Here is a 22,277-nt window from a genome sequence, read left to right as displayed (position 1 = left end):
GAGAACGAAAATGGAAACACTGGCCGCCATTAACCGCTGGCTGGCGAAGCAGCATGTCGTCACCTGGTGCGTGTACAGCGAGGGTGAGATGTGGTGTGCAAACGCGTTTTACTACTACGATCCCGAGCGCGTCGCGTTTTACGTCATGAGCGAAGACAAAACGCGTCATGCGCAGATGACCGGCCAGCAGGCAAAGGTGGCGGGCACGGTGAATGGCCAGCCTAAAACGGTCGCGCTGATCCGTGGGGTGCAGTTTAAAGGGGAAATTCGTCGTCTGGACGGAGAAGAGAGCGACGCGCGTCGTAAGCACTACACGCGCCGCTTTCCGGTTGCCGCTGCGCTAAAAGCCCCGGTGTGGGAAATCCGCCTCGATGAGCTGAAATTTACCGACAACACCCTGGGCTTTGGCAAGAAGCTGCACTGGTTACGCGCCGAGCAGGCGTAGCGCTTCGCGGTTAAACGCCGGGAGATCGTCCGGGGTCCGGCTGGTGATCAGCTGGTCTTTGTCGTTGACCACTTCCTGATCGTAAAACTCGGCCCCCGCGTTTTTCAGATCGATAACGATCGGCTTCACGGCCGTGAGCTTACGCCCGCGGACAACCTCCGCGCTGATCAGCAGCTGCGGGCCGTGACAGATGGCAAAGACCGGTTTGCCGGTAGAGACAAAGTCCCGTGTGAAGGTCACGAAACGCTCGTCACCGCGCAGGGAATCCGGCGAATGGCCGCCGGGTAATAGCAGGGCGTCAAAATCGGAGGGGCTTACGTTATCGATACTCTCGTCGATGGTCACGCTGGCCTCGCCCTTATGGCCCTTCACCGTTTTACCCGCTTCTTTCTCAATGGTGATGACCTCATGTCCCGCCTTGCGGAACGCCTCTGCGGGAGAGGTGAATTCTGAATCTTCAAACTCGTCGGTAATCAAGACTGCGATTTTCTTGCCCATGCTTCCTCCGTTGTTTTGGCTTCAGACTGATTTTTCTCCGCTTGTGGTAAATACTTACCTGTAACAGACTTTTAAGTGTGGTCGACCACGGCGAGTTCGCAAACGGACAATTCTGTAAAGGGGATACGATGAGTCAGGTACTGATTACGGGCGCCACCGGGCTGGTGGGGGATCATCTGCTGCGGTTGCTGATTCAGGATCGCCGCGTGAACTACATTGCAGCGCCTACGCGTCGGCCGCTGGCGGACGTCTCCGGCGTATTTAACTCGCACGATCCGCAGCTGACGGACGCGCTGGCGCAGGTCCAGGATCCCATTGATATCGCCTTTTGTTGTCTGGGTACCACGCGGCGTGAGGCGGGCAGCAAAGAGGCATTTATCCATGCCGACTACACGCTGGTGGTGGACACGGCGCTCACGGCGAAAAAACTGGGGGCCAAACATTTTCTGGTGGTCAGTGCGCTGGGTGCCAATGCCGGATCGCCTTTTTTCTACAACAAGATGAAGGGTAAGATGGAGGATGCGCTGATCGCGCAGAAATGGGAGCAGCTGACGATTGTGCGCCCCTCGATGCTCAGCGGCCACAGGGACGAACGCCGATTTAACGAGTCGATATTGGCCCCGCTGTTTAAGATCCTTCCCGGCAACTGGAAATCTATCGAGGCGCGGGACGTCGCAATTGCGATGCTAAAAGAAGGGCTGGCACCGTTGAAAGCGGGGGTCAACATTATCCCTTCGGCAAAACTGCGTGAAATCGCCCAGGACGAGGCGTAAACTCCCCCGGCTAATAACCTAATACTCTCCGGGGAATGCTATGACTGGTCAGTCTTCATCTCAGGCGGCAACACCTGTTCAATGGTGGAAGCCCGCACTTTTCTTTCTCGTGGTCATTATTGGCCTCTGGTATGTGAAGTGGCAGCCTTACTACGGTAAAGCCTTCACGGCTGCCGAAACGCACAGCATCGGAAAATCTATTCTTGCTCAGGCTAATGCCAGCCCGCTGCAGGCGGCGTGGGATTACGCCATGGTCTACTTCCTTGCCGTCTGGAAAGCCGCTGTGTTAGGCGTCATTCTGGGGTCGCTGATTCAGGTGCTTATTCCGCGTAACTGGCTGGTGAAAACCCTCGGGCAGTCGCGCTTTCAGGGCACGCTGCTGGGGACGATTTTCTCCCTGCCGGGCATGATGTGTTCCTGCTGCGCCGCGCCTGTGGCGGCAGGGATGCGCCGCCAGCGCGTGTCGATGGGCGGCGCGCTGGCGTTCTGGATGGGCAACCCGCTGCTCAACCCGGCGACGCTGGTATTTATGGGCTTTGTGCTGGGCTGGCATTTCGCGTTCATCCGTCTGGGTGCCGGGCTGCTGACCGTGCTGGTCGTCGCGACGCTGGTGCAAAAATGGGTGAAGGATACTGACGCAGAACCCGCCTCAGTTGAGCTGGACGTCAGCGAGCCGCAGGGCGGTTTCTTCACACGCTGGGGTAAGGCGCTATGGCAGCTTTTCTGGAGCACCATCCCGGTCTATATCCTGGCGGTACTGGTGCTGGGGGCGGCGCGCGTCTGGCTGTTCCCGCATGCGGATGGCGCTATCGACAACACGCTGATGTGGGTGATTGCGATGGCCGTTGCAGGCTGCCTGTTCGTTATCCCGACGGCTGCTGAAATTCCGATTGTTCAGACCATGATGCTGGCCGGCATGGGCACCGCGCCTGCGCTGGCGCTGCTTATTACTCTGCCTGCGATCAGTCTGCCGTCGCTCATTATGCTGCGTAAATCATTCCCGGCGAAAGCGCTGTGGCTCACCGCAGGGCTGGTGGCGTTGAGCGGGGTGATTGTGGGGAGTGTTGCGTTGCTGTAAAAAAAAGCCCGGTAGCGCTGGCGCTTACCGGGCCTGTAGTCAGGTGTGGCTTACTTGATGTAAGTAAACGCGGTGGTGACGTGCTTCACGCCGCTCACACGGCTGGCGATATCGGCCGCCGCTTTCCCTTCACGCTCGGTCACCAGACCCAGCAGGAATACTTCACCGTTTTCAGTCGTCACCTTCACGTTGGAGGATTTCACCTGGTCCGAGCCCAGCAGCTGGGAACGCACTTTGGTGGTGATCCAGGTATCGGATGAGGCATCACCTAAACCAATTGGTTTGCCCTGGCGCACTTCGTTAAACACCTCTGTGGTACCTTCTACGCCCATCGCAATTTGCTTCGCACGAGAGGCGAGTTCCATATTCGGCGCCTGGCCTGCCAGCAGCACTTTGCCCTGATAAGCCGTCACGTTGATACGCGCTTCTTTCTTGATTTGTTCGTCTTTCGACAGCGCACTGTTGACGCGCAGCTCCAGCGTACCGTCATCCACCTGTGTACCCACAGTGCGCGGATCGGTTGCCGCTTTGGTGCCTACCGCGGCGGTACCCACAACGGCCGCAGCGATACATCCCTGAAGCAGTAATGCAGACATAAGGACTGCGAGGGTCGATAAAGCCTTCATAAGAACTCCTTAATCATCCTGGTGAGGGAAAAGCGTGTTATCGATCAAATCACATAAGCAGTTCACCGTGAGCATATGCATCTCCTGAATACGCGCGCTTCGGTGAGACGGAATGCGAATTTCCACATCTTGCGGCCCAAGCAGACCCGCCAGCTCGCCACCGTCATAGCCGGTTAAGGCCACGATAGTCATGTCGCGGGTAACGGCGGCTTCAACGGCTTTGACAATATCCCGGCTGTTGCCGCGCGTGGAGATTGCCAGCAGCACATCTCCGGCATGACCCAGGGCTCGCACCTGCTTTGCGTAAATTTCGTCATGCAGACGATCGTTAGCAATCGCTGTTAAGACCACATTATCGGTATTAAGTGCAATGGCAGGTAAACTCGGGCGTTCTGTTTCAAAACGATTGATCATGCTGGCAGCAAAATGCTGTGCGTTGGCGGCTGAAGTGCCGTTGCCACAACAGAGGATTTTGTTGCCGTTGAGCAGGGATTGCACCAGCGTCATCGCGGCACGAGAGATAGCATCCGGAAGGGCTTCCGCCGCGGCAATCTGAGTCTGGATGCTTTCTGTGAAGCACACTTTAATTCTTTCGAGCACGTTATCCCTTTTAAATCTTAATTATGCGTCTTCGCCAAAAGCGTTTTTAAGCCATTCGATCTCATTTCCGGTGAAGGCTATCACATCGAACCGGCAATCCACAGTATCAAAACTCCCATTATGGCGGGCAAGCCACAAGTGGGCAGTCTGTAATAATTTATGTTGTTTGGCGAGCGTCACGCTGGCGGCAGCACCGCCAAAACGGGAGGACTGTCGAAAGCGGACTTCTACAAACACAATGACCTGACCGTCTTTCATGATCAGATCAATTTCGCCGCCGCGCCCGCGGACGTTAGCGGCGATAAAGCGCAGTCCATTGCCTTCAAGCCAGCGACGCGCTTTTAACTCCCACGCGTCGCCGGTCCCTTTACGGCTTAACTGGCCGGGACGATTTGCCCCTGCTGGTATTTGAGCCATGATAACTTCCTGTTGATCACGCAGTCCTGAGTTGCGGTCAGATCGCCGGTGTTGCCGTTAAGCTCAAAGCCCGGCACCTGACGCATCTGGGTAAAGTGGTTCGCCAGCGCCCACGCATCGACACCCATCGCGTACAGACGCGCCAGAGAGTAATCGTTACGCACCGTGCTGAGCGCCTGCTGCATCAGCGCCGGATTGCTGCCAGCCAGCATAGGGATTTCACTGTACTGCAGGCCGTCCATTTCCAGACGGAAATCAGGGCCTGCGGTGCCCTGCGCGCTGCGCGAGCTGGCGTAGAGCGTTGCGCCACTCTGGCTGCCGTTACGCATCGCAATCATCGGTTTGATAAAGGCGATCTCCTGCGGTGTGGCAACGATATAGGCCGCATCCACTTTACCGCCACCGCTAATCTGCGCGTCGGTAGGTGGGGCAGGGATCGTCAGGCCGCCAATGGTCACGCCCTGCTGCTGCGGCAGGCTCGCGGTCACCGGGCTACCGTTAAGCGCGATACCCGCTCCGCCGTTTACGCCCGCGCGCAGTTCAGAGACGGAACCGAATTTCTGCTGCAGCACCACGCCGCCGCCCAGCTTCTGCCACTCATCGGCAAAGGCATTGGCCACGCGATCGCCAAGCGTGCTGCGTGGGATGAGCAGCAGCGGAGCCTGCTTACCCTGCTCGTGAATATGACGCGCCGCATCGCGGGCCTCATCTTCAGGAGAAAGCGCGAAGTAGCAAATATTGGCCCGGTTCTGAACCTGCTCAGGCTGGTTGAGCGCCAGCACGTTCAGCGTGGTATTGCTCTTCATCAGCTCTTCAACGTTGTTTTTCAGCAGCGGGCCGACAACGATGCTCGCACCGTCCTGCTGAACCTGCGCCAGAACCTGGTCAAGCGGCTGCGAGCTGGTGTCATAGACTTTCAACTCAGCGCCCGGGTTGGCGCTGGTGGCTGCCACGGCCTGCGGTTGAGCGGCAGGTTGTACAGGCTTCTGCTGAGTCTGTTGAGTCTCCTGGGGCTGTGCGGCTGGGGCGTCAGGTGCAGGCGCTGCCTGTGTCTCAGCCGGAGCCTGCGTCTCAGGTGCTGCAGTAGCCGCAGGCGTCGTCGGGGCCGTCACCGGGTTTTGCATCGTGCCCTGCGCCGGGGTTTGCGCGGTGGTCAGGTCGCTGGTCTCCGCGGCGGAAGGGCTGACAACGTCATTCACGTTGGCCGCCTGGGCCGCCTGGGCGGGAACCGCGCTGCCCGTTACCGAGGTGGTGCCGTTTTTCGCCGCTTCAAAGCCCTGCTGAATGGTACGGCCGAACACCGCCGCCTGGCCGTTGAGCGGCAGAAGCAGGGCGATTTTGCTGGTGGACGCAGGCTTAAAGTTCTGCACGTTCACCAGCTGGGTTGGCAGCATTTTCGCGCCCGGGTTTTGCGGGTAGCGCGTCTGCCAGTCCGTAATACCGGCTTTCAACATCTTTGGATCGCTGCGGTTGTTAAACCACATCTGCTGTAGATCCAGCCAGCCCTGAAGAACGTTTTCATCCGCGTTGATGACCAGCGCCTGCGCCTGTTCCTGGGTCATAGAGGCAAGCGCTTGCCAGGTGGCATCAATATTTTTCTGCTTGTCCGCGCCGCCGAGCAGTGGCTCTTGTGCGACGAGCGCCCGAAGCAGCGTCAGCGAAGGACGCCCCTGTTCAGCGGTAATGCCCGCCTGCCAGAAGCGGGCCTGCTGATTTTTATCCAGCGCGCTCACGTCAATGTCCCCGAGAGTCTTCTTCGCGGCGGCGTAATCTTTCAGTGCGACTTTCAGTTCGGCAGAGAGCAGGCCCTGCTCACGACGCTGGGTGTCGTTAAGATCTTTCGGCAACTGGTTAAACAGCTCGGCAGCCTGCTGGGTTTTACCCTCTTTCAGCAGTGCACGAATGGCGAGTAATTGCCAGTTGATCCTGGTATCATTTGAACTCTGCGACATTTGTTGCAGATAAAAGCCAGAATCAGCCTGAGCGGAACCCTGAAGATGGGCCGTGCTCTGGTCAGGTGCCTGGGTGCCACAGCCTGCAAAGATCAGGGCTGCCAGCAGAAGCGGCACGCTGCGCGTGGCTTTTTTTCGAAGAAACGTTAACGGTACCATACTGTATCCAGTGATTTTTTTACGCAATGCTCAATATTAAATCGGCAATACGGACGAAACAATGAAACAACACGAAACGGCAGATAATTCTCAAGGCCAGCTTTATATTGTACCTACTCCTATCGGGAATTTATCTGATATTACCCAACGTGCGCTCACCGTATTGCAAGCTGTTGATTTAATTGCCGCCGAAGATACCCGACACACCGGATTACTGCTGCAGCATTTCGCGATTAACGCCCGTTTGTTCGCCCTGCACGATCACAATGAGCAACAAAAAGCCGAAACGCTGGTGGCGAAGCTGAAGGAGGGGCAGAACATTGCGCTGGTCTCCGATGCCGGTACGCCGCTCATTAACGACCCTGGCTACCATCTGGTGCGTACCTGTCGCGAAGCCGGTATCCGCGTTGTGCCGCTGCCGGGGCCGTGCGCCGCCATTGCCGCGCTGAGCGCCGCGGGTCTGCCGTCCGACCGTTTCTGCTATGAAGGCTTCCTCCCAGCCAAATCCAAAGGCCGCCGCGACGTGTTGAAGGATCTGGAAGCGGAGCCGCGTACCCTGATTTTTTACGAATCCACACACCGCCTGCTGGAAAGCCTGGAAGACATGGTCACCGTCTGGGGAGAAGGCCGCTATGTGGTGCTGGCGCGCGAGCTGACCAAAACCTGGGAGACCATTCACGGCGCGCCGGTGGGCGAACTGCTGGCGTGGGTAAAGGAAGATGAAAACCGCCGCAAGGGTGAAATGGTGCTGATTGTCGAAGGGCATAAAGCGCAGGAAGACGCGCTCCCTGCCGACGCGCTGCGCACGCTGGCGCTGCTGCAGGCAGAGCTGCCGCTTAAGAAAGCGGCTGCACTGGCGGCGGAGATCCACGGCGTGAAAAAGAATGCGCTCTATAAGTATGCGCTGGAGCAGCAGGGGGAGTAATCCCCTGCGTATTTTTTTGCCGGGTGACGGCTGCGCCTTACCCGGCCTACGGTTAGTTAACAGGCATCGCCTCAAACACCAGCGTTTCCAGCGGTTTCAGGGTAATCACCACCGCGTTTTTATACTCCTCCGGTACGCTATCGTTACTGCCGTACACCGCTTTCAAATTGAAGTGCGTCGTGCCGTCTGTCGGGATCTCAAAGTCTCTTGCCAGATCCAGATAGTAGCTTTGTGGTTTATCCGATGGGTTACGCAAGCCAATAATCGCTTTGTCCTTGCTCCAGGATGCCCAGCCGTAAACCTGCAATGCCGTCGGGTCACCGCCAATCCAGTGGGTATCCACCAGCACGCTGGCGTTATCCCGGGACCACTTCGCGGCCTGCGCCAGGACATCCCACTTCGCCTTGTTGAGCATGGATGGGGTGATATACAGCTCCTGCAACTGGGTTCCGGTGGCGAAGTAGCTCCAGACCTGGTCGGCAAAATCGCTGTCCGTTTGCACCTTCTCCAGACCGTAATACGCGTTCTCCGCGCTGACGATCCCGTGATACATCAGGGAGTTCAGCGGGAACAGCGGACCTTTACGTACAATGGAGCGATACGTTTCCGCATCGCGGTAGGTCATCCACTGCTGCACCGGCGTGCCGGGGCCGTACAGGTTGATATCATCTCCCTGGCGCCAGATGGAATCGGCGTAGAACAGCCAGGATGGGCTGGCGTTGGTACCGGTCGTCAGGTTAATAAACAGATTCGGATTGGCGCTGCGCATGTTATGCAGCAGAGCGATAGAGGCGTCAAAATCCGAGGCGAACGGGCTGCCCTTAATATGCGAGTTGGCATTACCCATCCCGTCGAGCTTGAACGAGGTAATGTGCTCGTTTTTGATAAGCTTAACGATCTGCTCATTAAAGTTTTTAAAATAGTTCGGGCCTGACAGCGCCAGCTTCCCGTCTACCGTTTCGAAACCGTACTCTTTTGCATGCGAGACGCGCGTATCGCGCGGTTTGTTATATCCGCCCCACGGCGAGAGCCACAGGCCGACGGAGCTGTGCAGGCTGTCAGCTTTCTCCCGTACCTTGCCAAAACCCTTGTTGAAAGCCGGGCCAAACAGCCAGCGCCCGGTCAGGTCATCCCAGCCATCGTCAAGCAGGAACGCATCCAGCGCCACGCCGCGCCCGGTGATAAATTCCTTATTCCATTCATCCATCCGCCCCAGCACGTCCTGCTCGGAGTACGGGGTAAAGAAGCCGATATCCATCCAGCTGTTGTAGTGTAAATAAGGCTTATACGGACGCGGACGGACGGCATCAATAAACTGGTTTACGCTACGTCGCAGCTGGCTGGTCTCCGGGAAGGTACCAAAGTACGTGGTGTAGCTGACCGGGGTTGCGGGCTGAATAGGGGTTGTTAGCTCAACGTTGAGGTTGGTTGTCGCTTCATAGGCGTAAGTGTTAACGATGGGCTTATCCGGCAGAATAAAGAACGAGTCTGCGACGATCGGCGAGCTGTTAATTGCCCCGTCTACGTAAGGGGCCTGAGCCTGCTTTTTGGTCGGGAAGAAGGTGATTTTCGCCACGTCCCGGGGCTGACCAACGGCGGCTATGGTGTAGTCGATGCTGGCGTATTTGCCCTTCACCAGGTTCAGCTTCACCGTCACGTTAAATTCCGGATGGGTGAAATCAACGACAATCCCGCTGTCCTGCTTTTCGACATGCTTGATTTTAAAATCCGCGGTGTGGATTTTAGTCTCGTCCGGCAGCGTCAGAAAGAACAGCTCCTGCGGCGTGAGCGGATGGTTAGCTTTGCTGTCCTTAACCACAACCGTTGAGTTTGCATCATCAAATGACAGGGCGATATTGTCGTTATTGAGCGTGTAGTTCGCGGCCACCGCGCTATGGGATACGCACAGGGCCAGCACTGAGAGTGCGAGAATTTTTTTCATCAGCGTAAGCTCCATTTTAATCAGGCTTCTGCCGGAAGCAGCAATCGGTTTGCCGAGCCGCAAACGGTGATTTTGCTTCTGACCACCTCTTTCATGGCGTCCATACCGACCCGCATATAGAAGCGCGGATCGTTACCCTGCGGGTTTTCAGCAAACCAGGCCTTCACCGCGTCAGAGAAGGCGATTTTCAGTTCGGTAGCCACGTTGACTTTGCACACGCCCAGCGCGATGGTGCGGCGAACATCTTCATCCGGCACATCGCTCGCGCCGTGCAGCACCAGCGGCACGGTGACCATGTCGCGGATCTCGGCCAGCCGCTGGAAGTCGATTTTCGGGCGTTTGGTATACAGGCCGTGTGCGGTGCCGATGGCGACGGCGAGGCTATCGACGCCGGTCAGTTCGACAAAGCGTTTCGCTTCCTGCGGGTCGGTGAGAAACGCGCTTTCGGCGTCGACGCTCATGTCATCTTCCACGCCGCCAAGACGCCCCAGCTCGGCCTCGACGCTACAGTCGTTGAGGTGGCAAAAATCGACCACCGATTTCACCAGCTTCACGTTTTGTTCGAACGGATAGTGGCTGCCGTCTATCATCGCGCTACGCACGCCCGCGTTAACCTTGCGACGAATATCGTCGAGTGATTCGTGGTGATCGAGATGCAGCGCCAGCGGCATGTCGTAGGTTAACGAGTATGCGCTGCACAGGGCGTAGATCTCTTCCAGCGCAATGTGCTTAAAGGTGCCCGGCGTGCCCGCGAGGATCACCGGCGATCGCATTTCGCTGCACACTTCGAGGATCGCCTGGATCGTCTCAGCGTTGTGGATGTTGAACGCCGGCACCGCGTAGCCTTTTGCCTGCGCGTCCTGCAGAAGATATTTCGTTGAGATAATGCTCATAGTGCGATCCTCTTAAGCCTGCCACGGATGAATAACGACGCCCTGCACCACGCGGTTGACCGTGCCGCTGGCAGATGGCGTATCGGGCGTATTGCCCACGCTGAGGGACTGAGACAGCGCAAAGACCTGGGCGTACATCAGGAAGCAGAACGCCTGTTCCATATCGATAAACGGGCGGGAAGGCGGCAGCAGGATGTGCGGACCCGCTTCAATAACCGGATCGTTTTCAGCGGCGATGGCGACGACGCGCAGAGCCTGGCGTTCGCGGCGCAGTTCGGCCAGCAGATCGAGATCGTACTGACGCGTATACGGATGGCTGGAGACAAACACCACCACCAGCGTTTCGCTATCCACCAGTGATTTAGGCCCGTGACGGAAGCCGGTTGGGGACTCGTAGAACGCCGCCAGCTTGCCCGCCGTCAGCTCCAGCACCTTCAGCGCCGATTCACGCGCCGCGCCCTGCAGACCACCGCTTCCCAGGTAAACGATCCTTTTCCACGGTTCGTTGCCAAAGACCCCGTGGCGGAAATCGCCGAGTGAGGTGAGGATCGCCTGACAGCGATCGGCCACGTCGCGGAAGGTGCGGCTACCGATCGTCTCTGGCGCGAATACCGCCAGGCAGCTCACCATCATGGTGGTAATACTGCTGGTCATCGCGAAGCCGCGATCGTGCGTTTCGGCAGGCATCAGCAGGGCATAGGCGTTATCGCTGTCGACGGCGTTCTGATACAGGCTGCCCGCCTCGTTACAGGTGATCGACAGGTGGTAGCACTCCGGCACGAACTGATTGGCAAGCTCTACTGCAGCCACGCTTTCCGGGCTATTGCCGGAGCGGGCAAACGAAACCAGCAGCAGCGGATATGCCGGGCTGAAGTAATCCATCGGGTTCGTGACCAGATCGGTTGTGGGTACGGCGGAGATGTTTTTCCCGGTGTGGCTCGCAAGCCATGGCGCAATGATATCGCCAATAAACGCGGACGTGCCCGCGCCGGTCAGGACGATCCGCAGATCGCGCTTGCGCAGCAGCGGGGTCAGGAAACCGTCAATCGAGGAACGCAGGTTATCGATGTTGTTGAGCGAGCGGATCCAGCTGGCAGGCTGCTGGCGGATCTCTTCTTCGGTCCAGGTGCCGGTTGAGGCGGCGGGGGTGATTTGTGGCATAACTCAGTCCTTAGTCGTGTGAATTCCACATCAGACGCTGGCAAACGTGTCGCTATCTTTCGTTTCGTTTCACTTGTTCACTTTAGCAGTTAAATAAAATCTATAGAAAAGAAATCGAAAGTTCAATGAAAGAAAAGAAATAAAACGAAAAGTGTGATCGTGAAAGAAAAGGGCAAATTTAAGGAAAGGAAAAGAAAGGCCTTACGGTTTCAGGCCTTAAAGCCAAAAGGAGACACAATGAAAGGGCTAAAGGGGGAGAGCCTGGCCCTGAATCCAGATCTGCTGAAGGTGTAAACCCCCGTCCAGCGCAATCATATTGGCGCGTTTTCCCGGCGTTAAGGATCCGAGCTGACGATCGATGCCCAGCAGGCGGGCAGGGTGCAGCGAGGCCATATGAATAGCGTCTTCAGCGGCGACGCCCGCGTGCTCCACCATATTCCTGACTGCGGCATCCAGTGACAGCGTGCTGCCCGCCAGTCCGCCGGAGGCGGTTTTCACCACGCCGTGGTGCATCGTGACCTCTTCACCGCAGAGCGTATACCGCCCATCCGGCATACCTGCCGCCTGCATGGCATCGGTAATCAGCACCACCCTCTCTTTCGCACAGCAGCTGCATAAGCGCAGGGCTCCCGGATGAACATGGTGGCCGTCGGCGATAAGCTCCAGCCACGCCCGCTTGTCCGTCAGCCCCGCGCCGACCATGCCGGGCCCTCTGTGATGCAGCCCCGTCATGCCGTTGTAGCAGTGCACCAGCCCGTCCGCGCCGGCGTCAAAGGCGGCGAGGGTTTGCTCGTAGGTGGCGGCACTGTGGCCCAGCATCACGCGTAAACCCCGCTGCTTCAGGTGGCGGATCGCCCGTAGCGCGCCGGGCTTTTCCGGCGCCAGCGCCACCACCTTCAGCGTGTGGTGCGAAAGCGTAATTAGCGCGTCCAGCTCGGCGATATCCAGCTCCCGAAACAGCGCCGGCGGGTGCGCCCCTTTGTTCTGCGGAGTGAAGTAGGGCCCTTCCAGATAGCTGCCCAGAATCTGCGCGCCGGGGCCGCCCGACCGACAGCGTCGGGCGATGCGCGTGAGGGCTCCGTGAATGAGCTCCAGCGGTGCGGTGACGGTGGTGGGCAAAAATGCCCCCACCCCTTCACGCGCTTTATGGATGGCTAAAACGTCCAGCGTATCGGGTGCGTCATCCATCACGTCCACACCCATGCCACCATGCACGTGAATATCAATGTACGCCGGGCAGAGCTTATCGGCATCGCGGGCGTGAATGCCCGTGGGGATGGGCTCAATCGCCGCGATAACGCCGCTCTCGATAAGAAGCTGGTGATCATCCAGCCAGCCCTGTTCGGTCAGCACCCGTCGCGCGCGCAGCAGCTGGCTCATATCCCTTCCTCAGCGGGCGCTTCCTCGCGGCAGCGGCCTAGTTCGTCCACCAGGCTCGTCAGGCCGCGATGACCGCACTCCAGCGCCTGCAGACGAAACGCTTCGCTGGTTAATCCGTCGCGCTCCAGCACCATCTCCAGCAGGAGCTGCAGGTTGGTGCCGGTGATGACTTCGCTGCCCGGTCTTTGCATCGCGAGCGTTGAGGCCACGCGAAACGGCGTGCCGCCCAGCAAATCGGTAAGAAACACAATATCGTGCCGGGCGTCGAGTTCGCTCACCGCCTGCTCAAGCTGAGCGGTCAGCCGCGCCGTGGTGGACGTTTCAGGAAAATCGATGGCGATAAACTGCGGCTGCTCGCCGAGGATCTGCTTCATCGCCTGCTCAAGCCCGCTGGCAAAACCGCCGTGACCCGTCAAAATAATGCCTAACATTGCTACCTCTTTGCTTTTACAGGAAGTGACAGAATTTACCGACAACGCCCAGCACCACGGTAATACCAATCAGCCGCAGCGGGCTCCAGCCACGGCGCACCAGCCAGAACATGGTCAGGGTGTAGACCAGCGGCAGAAACGCAGGCATCAGCTTGTCGATAACGTCGGCCTGCAGCTTGACGACCGCATCCCCGGCTTTGATTTCGAGCGTGGTGTTGAGGCGGACATAGGTTGCCACCAGCGCGCCGATCACCGTCATCCCGACGATGGAGGCCGCATGGCCGACCTTTTTGGTGTTGGCCTTGATCAGCGGAATGGCCGCAACGCCCATCCGGTAAGCGTAGTGCGCCAGACCAAAACGCAGGCCGAGGTGCACAACGTTAAACAGCACGATAAAGACCACCGCGCCCAGAATCGATCCCTGCAGCGCCAGGCTGGCACCAATGCCGCCGCAGATGGGCAGAAGGGTTAGCCAGAACATGGCGTCACCGATGCCGCCGAGCGGCGCACCGACGGCAATTTTGGTGCTCTGGATGCTGTTCACATCCTGTTTGGAGCGCTCCATCGCCAGAATGATGCCGATAACAAAGGTCACGAGGAACGGGTGGGTATTAAAGAAGCCCATATGGCCTTTCATGGCCCGCGCCAGGTCCCGCTTGTTGGTGTGGATCTTTTTCAACGCGGGCAGTAAGCCATACAGCCAGCCGGAGGCCTGCATACGTTCATAGTTGAACGAGGCCTGCAGCAGCATGGAGCGCCAGGCGACGCGGTTAATATCCTTTTTCGTCAGTTCGGCACCGATGCTTTGGTCTTCGTAGACGTTTTCGTTGATGCCGGTCAGCAGGGTTTCTTCAGTTTCAGACACGCCCGGTAGCGTTGTTTGATTAGATGCCATCTTCGAATTCCTCTTTCTGGGCCGCTGGAGCCGTCGGTTCAGGTGATTTACGCATCAGGTCGATCAGCGCCATAGCCAGCGCAGCGGCCGCAATCGCCAGGACCGGAAGCTTGAGCCAGGCCGCGGCGACAAAGCCGATAATGAAGTAGGGGATATAGACGTTTTTCATCATGATCTTCAGCAGTACGGCGAAGCCGATAGCGGGCATGATGCCGCCTGCGACGCCGAGGCCGTCAATCAGACGCGCCGGCAGAACGTCAATGGCGGTTTTCGCGTGCTCCGCACCGAAATAGATGGGTAGAAACGCGCACAAGAAATAGAAGATGCCGAGCGCCAGCAGGGCCAGATAGTTAACCCGCTCAATGCCGTTGGTATCCGCATTGGCCGCCATTCGATCGCAGCGGGACATCACGCCGGACATCACCGAGAAGAGGAACGTAATCCCCATCTGTACCGCAACAGCAAACGGCACGGCGACGCCAACGGCAACTTCTGGCTTCACGCCTGTGCTGATGGCAAATGCGGTACCCACAATCGTGCCGATAATGACGTTTGGCGGTTGTGCGCCCGCGAGCGGCGCCAGGCCCATCCAGACCAGCTCTAACGTCCCGCCGGTCAAAATCCCGGTGTGCAGATCGCCAAGAATCAGGCCAACCAGCGGCCCGAGAACGACCGGGCGGTGCATGTGCGTTAACCCGTTAAACATATCCAGGCCCGCGATAAAGGCGAGAAGCCCCAGCGCGAATGCCTGCAACAGACTGATTTCCATTGTGAATCCCTCAGAGCAGTTTAAAGAGATCCAAAGCAGTTTCTGTCGGAACGCCCTGAACAAAGCATTCCACCCCGGCCGTTTTCAGGCCGTTGAACGCGGCGATATCGTTCGCGTCGACGGAGACCGTTTTGGCAATTTGTTGTTTGCCACTGGCGTAGTGCATGTTTCCTACGTTGATACGGGTGATGGGCACGCCGCCCTCAACCAGCTGCAGAAAATCGGCGGGAGATTTACAGACCAGCAGGATTTTCTGGCGGTCCGCGGCGCGATGAATGTTGTCGATGACTTTTTGTAATGACCAGAACCGCACGGCGATCCCTTCCGCGAGCACCATTTCCATCAGGTTCTGTTGAACAGGATCCTCAGCCACCTCATCGTTGGCGACCAGAACCAGGTTTGCCCCCGCAAACCCTACCCACTGCACGCCCACCTGACCGTGGATCAGGCGTTCATCAATGCGGCATAAGACAATGTTTGGCATCGTGCTTTCCTCTTTTTATTATGCGTTTTGCGTCGTTACGCCTTCGCAGGCGGCGTGGTATTGCTGGAGTATGTCCTGAATGTGGTCGAGGATGAGTTCCCGAGGCGTCGACTTGAGAGCGCCCTCGCGAACTTTGCTGTACTGCAGCGGCAGGTACTGGCTGATCAGCGGCAATGGAATGGGGTCGTTTGCCAGGTTGCGTACCAGCCGCGCGAAGGCTTCGTCGATCTGGCTGTCCGGCCAGTAATAACGCACGCGGTCAGAGTAGCTGTAGCCGCGCGCCAGGCGACGCGCGTTGCCGTCACCGTGGTAATGGCTTTGCCAGTACTCCGGTCGGTCGAGCATCACGTTTTCCAGCACGTGGCGCAGGCCAGAACTGGCTTTCGCTGGCAGCAGCTCCTCTTCGATAGCGGCCAGTGAGAAGAGGGCTTCGCGCAGGGCAAAGGTCAGGGCCGGACCGACTTTTAAGATGGCGAAGTGATCTTTTACCAGCTGGCGCAGCGCCTGCGGCGTCTGGTAGTCAGTGGAGTGCGCTTCAAAAACCAGCGTATCGTAGGCTTCCACCATTTCGCTCAGGGCGATGGCTTTTTCCGGCCGGTAGTCGCAGACGTGTGCGTGGTCGAACTCCACGCCGGGCTGTACCACCAGGCCAATAATGCGCGGCCAGATGTCGCTTAATCCTTCCTTTTCGAACGCGTGACGATGCGCTTCAAGCGTCGCGCGCGCCGCGTCTGGCGTGGTGACCTCAAGCTCGGTGAGCGTGTCGTGCGCGCCACCCGGCACCGGAACCTCCGTGCCGATAACGTAAACCAGATCGGATTCACCAAACTGTTCCCGGCAGGTCGCTTCGGCAATTTTCGCCAGACGCGCGGCGCGTTCGGCGACGATCGCGTCGGTCAGGGGAACCGGATCGTCCTCACAGGACATGCTGCAGTCGAGGTGGATCTTTTTGAACCCGGCCGCGACATAGCTTTTAATGAGATCGTCGGCATTGGCCATGGCTTCCCGCGCGGGCAGGTGTTGCCAGCGGTTTGGCCCTAAGTGATCGCCGCCGAGAATCAGCCGTGACGCCGGGAATCCAAGAGAGTCTGCCAGCCTGCAGACGAACCCGTGAAAGTCGGCGGGCGTCATGCCGGTGTAGCCGCCAAACTGATCGACCTGGTTAGAGGTGGCCTCAATCAGCAGCGGCGTCTGCTGCGAATAGGCGTAACGAATCGCAGCTTCAAGTACCAGCGGATGTGCGGAGCAGACGGCATAAATTCCGTTTGCCTTCCCCCGTTTATGCTGCTCCACCATTTCTGTCAGATGTTTCACTTTCCTCTCCATGTCGGATGGTAATGATATTTATCTTTCGTTTTGTTTCATTTAATCCTGCATCATGGTGATATAAAAATAAAACGAAAGATAATAGTTTTCCGATCTGTTTCACAAAAGAAACACAATGAAAGGTTTCAGCGCAGGTTAAGCGAATGCCAGGCGGGGTTTCAGGGCTTGCATTCCACCAAAAGAAAGGCGTTAATAGGCAAAACGAAATAAAACGAAAGTGTTTTTACTAAGGAGCTCGCATGGGCAGCACCGATCCATCCGCAGAAAAGCGCATCACCGGCACCAGCGAAAGGCGAGAGCAGATCATTCAGCGGCTGCGGGCGCAGGGAAGCGTACAGGTTAACGATCTTTCTCATTTATATGGCGTATCAACGGTAACGATCCGCAACGATCTGGCATTCCTGGAAAAACAGGGCATCGCCGTGCGCGCTTACGGTGGCGCGCTCATCTGCGAAGGCAATACGCCGGGCGCTGAGCCATCTGTGGAAGACAAAAGCTCGCTCAACACGGCGGTGAAGCGCAGCATCGCGCAGGCCGCTGCCGCGCTGGTGAAGCCCGGACACCGCATTATTCTGGACTCCGGTACCACGACGTTTGAAATTGCCCGCATGCTCCGTCAGCACACGGATGTCATTGCCATGACCAATGGGATGAACGTGGCGAATGCGTTGCTGGAGGCGGAAGGCGTTGAGCTGCTGATGACCGGCGGGCACCTGCGCCGCCAGTCGCAATCCTTCTACGGCGACCAGGCGGAGCAGTCCCTACAGAATTATCACTTCGATCTGCTGTTCCTGGGCGTTGACGCCATCGATCTCGATCGCGGCGTGAGCACGCATAACGAAGACGAGGCCCGCCTGAACCGCCGGATGTGTGAAGTTGCGGAGCGTATTATCGTTGTGACCGACTCCAGCAAGTTTGACCGCTCAAGCCTGCATAAAATCATTGATACGCAGCGGATTGATATGATTATCGTCGACGAGGGGATCCCGACGGAGAGCCTGGACGGGTTGCGTAAAAGCGGGATCGAAGTGGTGTTGGTGAAGGGGTAGTTTCTCTCCTCACCCTAACCCTCTCCCCATAGGGGAGAGGGGACTGCTCGGTGCGGTTTTTACCCTCTCCCCTATGGGGAGAGGGCAGGGTGAGGGGCAATCACGTCACCGGCGCTGGGTTAAACACCGCCAGCTGGTTATGCAGCCCCCATTGGTCAGAGAAGGTTTTCTTCCGCCCGCTCGCCACGTCCAGAATGAAGTGGAACAGCTTCCAGCCTACCTCTTCAATACTCTCTTCCCCGGTGGCGATGGTGCCCGCGTTGATATCCATTAAGTCATACCAGCGGTTTGCCAGCTCGGTGCGCGTCGCCATTTTAATCACCGGCACCGCCATCAGGCCGTACGGCGTACCGCGCCCGGTGGTGAAGACCTGCACCGTAATGCCGGATGCGACCTGCTGCGTGCCGCAGACGAAATCGCTGGCCGGCGTTGCCGCGTAGATCAGGCCGCGCTTCGTTGGGCGCTGGCCCGGAGAGAGCACTTCAGCAATGGCGCTCTGACCGGATTTGGCAATGGAGCCGAGAGCTTTTTCCACCACGTTTGCCAGACCGCCCTTTTTGTTCCCCGGAGAGGGGTTGGCGCTGCGGTCGGTTTTGCCCATGTCGAGATAGTTATCGTACCAGGCCATCTCCTCCAGCAGGCGTTTGCCGACCTCTTCATTGACGGCGCGCGGCGTAAGCAAATGGATGGCGTCACGGACTTCGGTCACTTCGGAGAACATCACCGTGGCGCCGCAGCGAACAAGCAGATCGGACGCATAGCCCACCGCCGGGTTGGCCGTCACGCCGGAGAATGCATCGCTGCCGCCGCACTGGGTGCCCACCACCAGTTCCGAGGCCGGACACGTTTCGCGCTGGCGGCGGTTGAGTTTGTCCAGATGGCGCTCTGCGACCTGCAGAATATCGTCGACCATTGAACGAAAACCGACGTGGCGTTCGTCCTGCAGGCGCACAATGCTGGCCTCGTCTGCCGGGATGGCTTTGACATCTTCCGTGCCCTGCAGCAGGCGCTCGGGCTGGAGCTTTTCGCAACCCAGACCAATCACCATCACCTCGCCGCCAAAGTTCGGGTTGAGGGCGATGTTGTGGATGGTCCGGATGGGCACGACCGCTGCCGGTGCGTTAATCGCCACGCCGCAGCCGTAAAGGTGGTTAAGGCCGACCACGCCGTCCACGTTCAGGTATTTCGGCAGCAGATCGCGCTCGATGATTTTCACCACGTAATCCACTACGCCCGCCACGCAGTGCACGCTGGTGGTAATGCCGAGCAGATTTTTGGTGCCGACGCTGCCGTCCGCATTGCGATAGCCTTCAAAGGTATAACCTTCCAGCGGAGGAAGCGGCTCCGGCACGCGGGTTGCCAGGGGCAGCGTATTGAGCGGCGGTGCTTTTGGCAGCTCAACCAGCGACTCCTCAATCCAGCTACCCTGCGGAATGAAGCGGACGGCATAGCCGATGACTTCGCCGTAACGCACGATTTCGCCGTGAGCCGGGATATCCACCAGCGCAACTTTATGTCCCTGCGGAATATGCTCAGTCAGCTCCAGCCCGTCCGGGAATCGGGTTCCTGCTTTTAAGCCATTGTCGTTGACAATAATAGCCACGTTATCGGTGTCGTGTACTTTTATATAGAACGCCGTCGGCGATGCGTGTCGAATTTCAATGTCGGCCATTGTTCACTATTCTCCAGCAAAGTGTCTGATAATAAATTCAGCCAATTTTCTAATGGTAGAAATAAATACGCGGCTTTCAGAAATAAAGCATGTCAGCAGATAGGATATGAAAATGTGATCCCGATCGCTCCCGAACCAGTAATGCCTGATTCTGTGCATTAGCGCCCAGTGCTTTGTGCATATGCTCAAAATATTATCAAAATGCACCGGAATGCTTGAGCATTAAAACAATGTGCAGTGGTGGATTGCGTCTTATACTGAATGACGATTTTATAACGCCAAACCAGCTCAGAATAATAAATATAACCCTGTCGCTGCGTCTGAATAAATAAAATGATATTGAACAAGGCTGCGGAATTAAAAAGGTAAACGCGATGAATAACGATATCTTCCCGAATAAGTTTAAAGCGGCCCTTGCGGCGCATCAGATTCAGATTGGCTGCTGGTCCGCGCTGGCCAACCCCATCAGCACGGAAGTGCTGGGTCTGGCCGGCTTCGACTGGCTGGTGCTGGACGGCGAGCATGCGCCGAATGATATCAGCACCTTTATTCCGCAGCTGATGGCGCTCAAAGGCAGCCACAGCGCGCCGGTTGTGCGCGTGCCGACCAACGAGCCGGTGATCGTTAAACGTCTTCTGGATATCGGTTTCTACAATTTCCTGATCCCGTTTGTGGAAACGGCAGAGCAGGCGGCGCTGGCCGTGGCCTCCACGCGCTATCCCCCGGAAGGGATCCGCGGCGTCTCCGTTTCACACCGCGCCAACATGTTTGGCACCGTACCGGACTACTTCGCCCAGTCCAACAGCAACATCACCATCCTGGTCCAGATCGAGAGCCAGCAGGGCGTCGATAACGTCGATGCGATTGCCGCCACCGACGGCGTAGACGGTATCTTCGTTGGCCCAAGCGATCTGGCTGCCGCGTTCGGACACCTGGGGAATGCCGGTCATCCGGAAGTACAGCGTGCCATTCAGCACATCTTTGCCCGCGCCAAAGCGCACGGCAAACCGTGCGGCATTCTGGCACCGGTTGAGGCGGATGCCCGCCGCTATCTGGAGTGGGGTGCCACGTTTGTTGCCGTCGGCAGCGATCTCGGCGTATTTCGCTCGGCCACGCAGAAATTAGCGGACGCTTTTAAAAAATAACCATCATTGAGGAAAAAACTATGACGCTGAAAGTGGGTTTTATTGGCCTGGGGATCATGGGGAAACCAATGAGTAAGAACCTCATCAAAGCAGGTTACTCACTGGTGGTATCCGATCACAATCCGCAGGCGGTGGCTGAGGTGATAGCGGCTGGCGCAGAAGCGGCCACTACCGCGAAAGCCATTGCCGAGCAGTGCGATGTCATCATCACCATGCTGCCAAACTCACCGCATGTTAAAGAGGTTGCGCTGGGTGAGAACGGCATTATCGACGGAGCGAAGCCTGGCCTGGTGCTGATCGATATGAGCTCTATCGCACCGCTCGCAAGCCGTGAAATCAGCGAGGCGTTAAATGCGAAGGGCGTTGAAATGCTGGACGCGCCGGTCAGCGGCGGTGAGCCGAAAGCGATCGACGGCACGCTGTCGGTCATGGTCGGCGGCGACAAGGCCGTTTTCGACCAATACTACGACCTGTTGAAAGCGATGGCGGGCTCCGTGGTGCATACCGGGGACATCGGCGCCGGTAACGTGACCAAGCTGGCAAACCAGGTGATTGTGGCGCTAAACATTGCCGCCATGTCGGAAGCGCTGACGCTGGCTACCAAAGCGGGCGTCAACCCGGACCTGGTCTATCAGGCGATTCGCGGTGGTCTGGCGGGTAGCACCGTGCTGGATGCCAAAGCGCCGATGGTCATGGACCGAAATTTCAAACCCGGCTTTCGCATCGACCTGCATATTAAAGACCTGGCCAACGCGCTGGATACCTCTCACGGCGTGGGGGCACAGCTGCCGCTGACCGCATCGGTTATGGAGATGATGCAGGCGCTGCGCGCGGATGGCCTGGGCACGGCCGACCACAGCGCGATTGCATGCTACTACGAAAAGCTGGCGAAGGTGGAAGTCGCGCGTTAATCGCGTCTTGCCCACGCCTGAGGGTGACAGCGGCGCGCAAACCCTCTATACTGCGCGCCGAAGCTGACCAGACAGTCGCCGCTTCGTCGTCGTCCCCTTCGGGGGAGACGGGCGGAGGGGAGGAAAGTCCGGGCTCCATAGGGCAGGGTGCCAGGTAACGCCTGGGGGGGAAACCCACGACCAGTGCAACAGAGAGCAAACCGCCGATGGCCCGCGCAAGCGGGATCAGGTAAGGGTGAAAGGGTGCGGTAAGAGCGCACCGCGCGGCTGGTAACAGTCCGTGGCACGGTAAACTCCACCCGGAGCAAGGCCAAATAGGGGTTCACAAGGTACGGCCCGTACTGAACCCGGGTAGGCTGCTTGAGCCAGTGAGCGATTGCTGGCCTAGATGAATGACTGTCCACGACAGAACCCGGCTTATCGGTCAGCTTCAACTTCTTAAAAAACCCCGCTTTGGCGGGGTTTTTGCTTTCTGGGCTTTGCAGGCCGGGTACGCGCAGCGTCACCCGGCAATCGCCTGTGCGATATAAATTCTCATATTTGCGACATTAAGCACATTTCACTGTTTTTATCCCTTCATCGTCTATTCAACATCTGCTTACGATCGACATCACAAAATTTCACGCTAAAAAATCATCAATCTTCAGTGTTGATAGTTTGTTGTGTTTGTTACCTTAATGATCGCGAAACTTTTCTCGTTTGATATGTACATATTGAATTTAAAAACATTCGCCCCGTGAATGTGT

22 protein-coding genes and 1 other RNA gene are annotated in these 22,277 nt (G+C 57.7%); 8 read left to right on the top strand and 15 right to left on the bottom strand.

Annotated elements, in window-relative coordinates; all coding sequences use genetic code 11:
• The first annotated feature begins 10 nt into the window (after positions 1–10).
• Positions 11–445: a YhbP family protein gene (locus ACWHWP_RS20990; protein ID WP_008501485.1), complete on the top strand. Its 435-nt coding sequence runs from the start codon at positions 11–13 to the stop codon at positions 443–445.
• On the opposite strand, the gene ACWHWP_RS20985 is transcribed toward ACWHWP_RS20990, so the two are convergent.
• Positions 425–943 (bottom strand): type 1 glutamine amidotransferase domain-containing protein, encoded by a 519-nt coding sequence (locus tag ACWHWP_RS20985; protein WP_063143565.1) that lies wholly within the window; start codon positions 941–943, stop codon positions 425–427. The two genes, ACWHWP_RS20990 and ACWHWP_RS20985, sit on opposite strands and share 21 nt — an antisense overlap.
• Before the next feature lie 128 nt (positions 944–1,071).
• On the opposite strand from ACWHWP_RS20985, the gene ACWHWP_RS20980 reads away from it, so the two are divergent.
• Together ACWHWP_RS20980 and ACWHWP_RS20975 are read left to right on the top strand one after the other, a co-directional pair.
• A complete protein-coding gene (locus tag ACWHWP_RS20980; protein ID WP_447856313.1) occupies positions 1,072–1,716 on the top strand; it encodes an NAD(P)H-binding protein in 645 nt (214 codons plus the stop codon).
• Between the two features lie 40 nt (positions 1,717–1,756).
• Entirely contained in the window at positions 1,757–2,794 is a 1,038-nt protein-coding gene (locus ACWHWP_RS20975) for a permease (protein WP_447856312.1), read from the top strand.
• Positions 2,795–2,844: 50 nt separating this feature from the next.
• Here the strand turns inward: ACWHWP_RS20975 and dolP are convergent, their stop codons facing one another.
• From dolP to ACWHWP_RS20955, 4 genes are read right to left on the bottom strand one after another with little or no spacing between them, the layout of a single operon-like run.
• Entirely contained in the window at positions 2,845–3,420 is a 576-nt protein-coding gene (dolP, locus tag ACWHWP_RS20970; RefSeq protein ID WP_008501489.1) for a division/outer membrane stress-associated lipid-binding lipoprotein, read from the bottom strand.
• 9 nt (positions 3,421–3,429) lie between these two features.
• Positions 3,430–4,020: a DnaA initiator-associating protein DiaA gene (diaA, locus tag ACWHWP_RS20965; protein ID WP_003861754.1), complete on the bottom strand. Its 591-nt coding sequence runs from the start codon at positions 4,018–4,020 to the stop codon at positions 3,430–3,432.
• Between the two features lie 21 nt (positions 4,021–4,041).
• Entirely contained in the window at positions 4,042–4,437 is a 396-nt protein-coding gene (locus tag ACWHWP_RS20960; RefSeq protein ID WP_063957205.1) for a YraN family protein, read from the bottom strand.
• Positions 4,395–6,548 (bottom strand): penicillin-binding protein activator, encoded by a 2,154-nt coding sequence (locus ACWHWP_RS20955; protein ID WP_447856309.1) that lies wholly within the window; start codon positions 6,546–6,548, stop codon positions 4,395–4,397. Before ACWHWP_RS20955 ends, ACWHWP_RS20960 begins: the two co-directional genes overlap by 43 nt.
• A gap of 61 nt (positions 6,549–6,609) precedes the next feature.
• Here ACWHWP_RS20955 and rsmI point away from each other — a divergent pair, with 61 nt between their 5' ends.
• Positions 6,610–7,473 (top strand): 16S rRNA (cytidine(1402)-2'-O)-methyltransferase, encoded by an 864-nt coding sequence (gene rsmI, locus ACWHWP_RS20950; RefSeq protein WP_000809144.1) that lies wholly within the window; start codon positions 6,610–6,612, stop codon positions 7,471–7,473.
• A 52-nt stretch (positions 7,474–7,525) separates the two neighbouring features.
• On the opposite strand, the gene ACWHWP_RS20945 is transcribed toward rsmI, so the two are convergent.
• From ACWHWP_RS20945 to kbaZ, 9 genes are all read right to left on the bottom strand, one after another.
• Entirely contained in the window at positions 7,526–9,415 is a 1,890-nt protein-coding gene (locus ACWHWP_RS20945) for an enterotoxin (RefSeq protein ID WP_447856307.1), read from the bottom strand.
• A 20-nt stretch (positions 9,416–9,435) separates the two neighbouring features.
• On the bottom strand, positions 9,436–10,308 hold the full coding sequence (kbaY, locus tag ACWHWP_RS20940; RefSeq protein ID WP_447856306.1) for a tagatose-bisphosphate aldolase subunit KbaY: 873 nt from the start codon (positions 10,306–10,308) through the stop codon (positions 9,436–9,438).
• Between the two features lie 12 nt (positions 10,309–10,320).
• Positions 10,321–11,469 carry an SIS domain-containing protein gene (locus tag ACWHWP_RS20935; RefSeq protein WP_447856304.1) on the bottom strand — a complete coding sequence of 383 codons (1,149 nt, stop codon included), beginning with the start codon at positions 11,467–11,469 and terminating at the stop codon, positions 10,321–10,323.
• Positions 11,470–11,715: 246 nt separating this feature from the next.
• Positions 11,716–12,849 carry an N-acetylglucosamine-6-phosphate deacetylase gene (nagA, locus tag ACWHWP_RS20930; RefSeq protein ID WP_447856302.1) on the bottom strand — a complete coding sequence of 378 codons (1,134 nt, stop codon included), beginning with the start codon at positions 12,847–12,849 and terminating at the stop codon, positions 11,716–11,718.
• Positions 12,846–13,280 (bottom strand): PTS galactosamine/N-acetylgalactosamine transporter subunit IIA, encoded by a 435-nt coding sequence (gene agaF / locus ACWHWP_RS20925; protein ID WP_047347731.1) that lies wholly within the window; start codon positions 13,278–13,280, stop codon positions 12,846–12,848. Before agaF ends, nagA begins: the two co-directional genes overlap by 4 nt.
• A 16-nt stretch (positions 13,281–13,296) precedes the next feature.
• Positions 13,297–14,175, bottom strand: coding sequence for a PTS N-acetylgalactosamine transporter subunit IID (agaE, locus tag ACWHWP_RS20920; protein WP_063430950.1), 879 nt, complete (start codon positions 14,173–14,175; stop codon positions 13,297–13,299).
• Complete coding sequence (gene agaW / locus ACWHWP_RS20915; protein ID WP_059312192.1) at positions 14,165–14,944, bottom strand: PTS N-acetylgalactosamine transporter subunit IIC; 780 nt, start codon at positions 14,942–14,944, stop codon at positions 14,165–14,167. The genes agaE and agaW overlap by 11 nt, the downstream gene beginning before the upstream one ends.
• A gap of 10 nt (positions 14,945–14,954) precedes the next feature.
• On the bottom strand, positions 14,955–15,428 hold the full coding sequence (gene agaV, locus ACWHWP_RS20910; protein WP_094918730.1) for a PTS N-acetylgalactosamine transporter subunit IIB: 474 nt from the start codon (positions 15,426–15,428) through the stop codon (positions 14,955–14,957).
• An 18-nt stretch (positions 15,429–15,446) separates the two neighbouring features.
• Positions 15,447–16,754 carry a tagatose-bisphosphate aldolase subunit KbaZ gene (gene kbaZ / locus ACWHWP_RS20905; RefSeq protein ID WP_063430954.1) on the bottom strand — a complete coding sequence of 436 codons (1,308 nt, stop codon included), beginning with the start codon at positions 16,752–16,754 and terminating at the stop codon, positions 15,447–15,449.
• A 239-nt stretch (positions 16,755–16,993) separates the two neighbouring features.
• Between kbaZ and ACWHWP_RS20900 the strand changes: the two genes are divergently transcribed.
• The gene (locus tag ACWHWP_RS20900) at positions 16,994–17,803 is read left to right on the top strand and encodes a DeoR family transcriptional regulator (RefSeq protein WP_252000866.1); all 810 of its coding nucleotides are present in this window, start codon (positions 16,994–16,996) and stop codon (positions 17,801–17,803) included.
• Between the two features lie 100 nt (positions 17,804–17,903).
• On the opposite strand, the gene garD is transcribed toward ACWHWP_RS20900, so the two are convergent.
• On the bottom strand, positions 17,904–19,475 hold the full coding sequence (garD, locus tag ACWHWP_RS20895) for a galactarate dehydratase (RefSeq protein ID WP_063430958.1): 1,572 nt from the start codon (positions 19,473–19,475) through the stop codon (positions 17,904–17,906).
• Positions 19,476–19,849: 374 nt separating this feature from the next.
• On the opposite strand from garD, the gene garL reads away from it, so the two are divergent.
• The 3 genes from garL (at position 19,850) to rnpB (ending at position 21,967) form a co-directional block, all read left to right on the top strand.
• Entirely contained in the window at positions 19,850–20,620 is a 771-nt protein-coding gene (gene garL, locus ACWHWP_RS20890; protein WP_320386346.1) for a 2-dehydro-3-deoxyglucarate aldolase, read from the top strand.
• Positions 20,621–20,640: 20 nt separating this feature from the next.
• A complete protein-coding gene (garR, locus tag ACWHWP_RS20885; protein WP_447856299.1) occupies positions 20,641–21,531 on the top strand; it encodes a 2-hydroxy-3-oxopropionate reductase in 891 nt (296 codons plus the stop codon).
• A 59-nt stretch (positions 21,532–21,590) separates the two neighbouring features.
• Positions 21,591–21,967: RNase P RNA component class A (rnpB, locus tag ACWHWP_RS20880), an RNA gene on the top strand.
• Positions 21,968–22,277: the final 310 nt, after the last annotated feature.

Source organism: Enterobacter sp. WI-ESBL-E8 (genome assembly GCF_053364895.1).
This window is presented reverse-complemented; position numbering and strand designations above follow the sequence as displayed.

What these genes read in the sequence shown, in the direction of transcription:
- ACWHWP_RS20980 (WP_447856313.1), top strand. Translation starts at nt 1,072, where the DNA reads ATGAGTCAGGTACTGATTACGGGCGCCACCGGGCTGGTGGGGGATCAT.
- rsmI (WP_000809144.1), top strand. Translation starts at nt 6,610, where the DNA reads ATGAAACAACACGAAACGGCAGATAATTCTCAAGGCCAGCTTTATATT.
- garD (WP_063430958.1), bottom strand. Translation starts at nt 19,475, where the DNA reads ATGGCCGACATTGAAATTCGACACGCATCGCCGACGGCGTTCTATATA.
- ACWHWP_RS20985 (WP_063143565.1), bottom strand. Translation starts at nt 943, where the DNA reads ATGGGCAAGAAAATCGCAGTCTTGATTACCGACGAGTTTGAAGATTCA.
- ACWHWP_RS20945 (WP_447856307.1), bottom strand. Translation starts at nt 9,415, where the DNA reads ATGAAAAAAATTCTCGCACTCTCAGTGCTGGCCCTGTGCGTATCCCAT.
- kbaY (WP_447856306.1), bottom strand. Translation starts at nt 10,308, where the DNA reads ATGAGCATTATCTCAACGAAATATCTTCTGCAGGACGCGCAGGCAAAA.
- ACWHWP_RS20900 (WP_252000866.1), top strand. Translation starts at nt 16,994, where the DNA reads ATGGGCAGCACCGATCCATCCGCAGAAAAGCGCATCACCGGCACCAGC.
- garL (WP_320386346.1), top strand. Translation starts at nt 19,850, where the DNA reads ATGAATAACGATATCTTCCCGAATAAGTTTAAAGCGGCCCTTGCGGCG.
- agaW (WP_059312192.1), bottom strand. Translation starts at nt 14,944, where the DNA reads ATGGAAATCAGTCTGTTGCAGGCATTCGCGCTGGGGCTTCTCGCCTTT.
- agaF (WP_047347731.1), bottom strand. Translation starts at nt 13,280, where the DNA reads ATGTTAGGCATTATTTTGACGGGTCACGGCGGTTTTGCCAGCGGGCTT.
- garR (WP_447856299.1), top strand. Translation starts at nt 20,641, where the DNA reads ATGACGCTGAAAGTGGGTTTTATTGGCCTGGGGATCATGGGGAAACCA.
- agaV (WP_094918730.1), bottom strand. Translation starts at nt 15,428, where the DNA reads ATGCCAAACATTGTCTTATGCCGCATTGATGAACGCCTGATCCACGGT.
- kbaZ (WP_063430954.1), bottom strand. Translation starts at nt 16,754, where the DNA reads ATGGAGAGGAAAGTGAAACATCTGACAGAAATGGTGGAGCAGCATAAA.
- ACWHWP_RS20975 (WP_447856312.1), top strand. Translation starts at nt 1,757, where the DNA reads ATGACTGGTCAGTCTTCATCTCAGGCGGCAACACCTGTTCAATGGTGG.
- dolP (WP_008501489.1), bottom strand. Translation starts at nt 3,420, where the DNA reads ATGAAGGCTTTATCGACCCTCGCAGTCCTTATGTCTGCATTACTGCTT.
- agaE (WP_063430950.1), bottom strand. Translation starts at nt 14,175, where the DNA reads ATGGCATCTAATCAAACAACGCTACCGGGCGTGTCTGAAACTGAAGAA.
- ACWHWP_RS20935 (WP_447856304.1), bottom strand. Translation starts at nt 11,469, where the DNA reads ATGCCACAAATCACCCCCGCCGCCTCAACCGGCACCTGGACCGAAGAA.
- ACWHWP_RS20955 (WP_447856309.1), bottom strand. Translation starts at nt 6,548, where the DNA reads ATGGTACCGTTAACGTTTCTTCGAAAAAAAGCCACGCGCAGCGTGCCG.
- ACWHWP_RS20960 (WP_063957205.1), bottom strand. Translation starts at nt 4,437, where the DNA reads ATGGCTCAAATACCAGCAGGGGCAAATCGTCCCGGCCAGTTAAGCCGT.
- ACWHWP_RS20990 (WP_008501485.1), top strand. Translation starts at nt 11, where the DNA reads ATGGAAACACTGGCCGCCATTAACCGCTGGCTGGCGAAGCAGCATGTC.
- nagA (WP_447856302.1), bottom strand. Translation starts at nt 12,849, where the DNA reads ATGAGCCAGCTGCTGCGCGCGCGACGGGTGCTGACCGAACAGGGCTGG.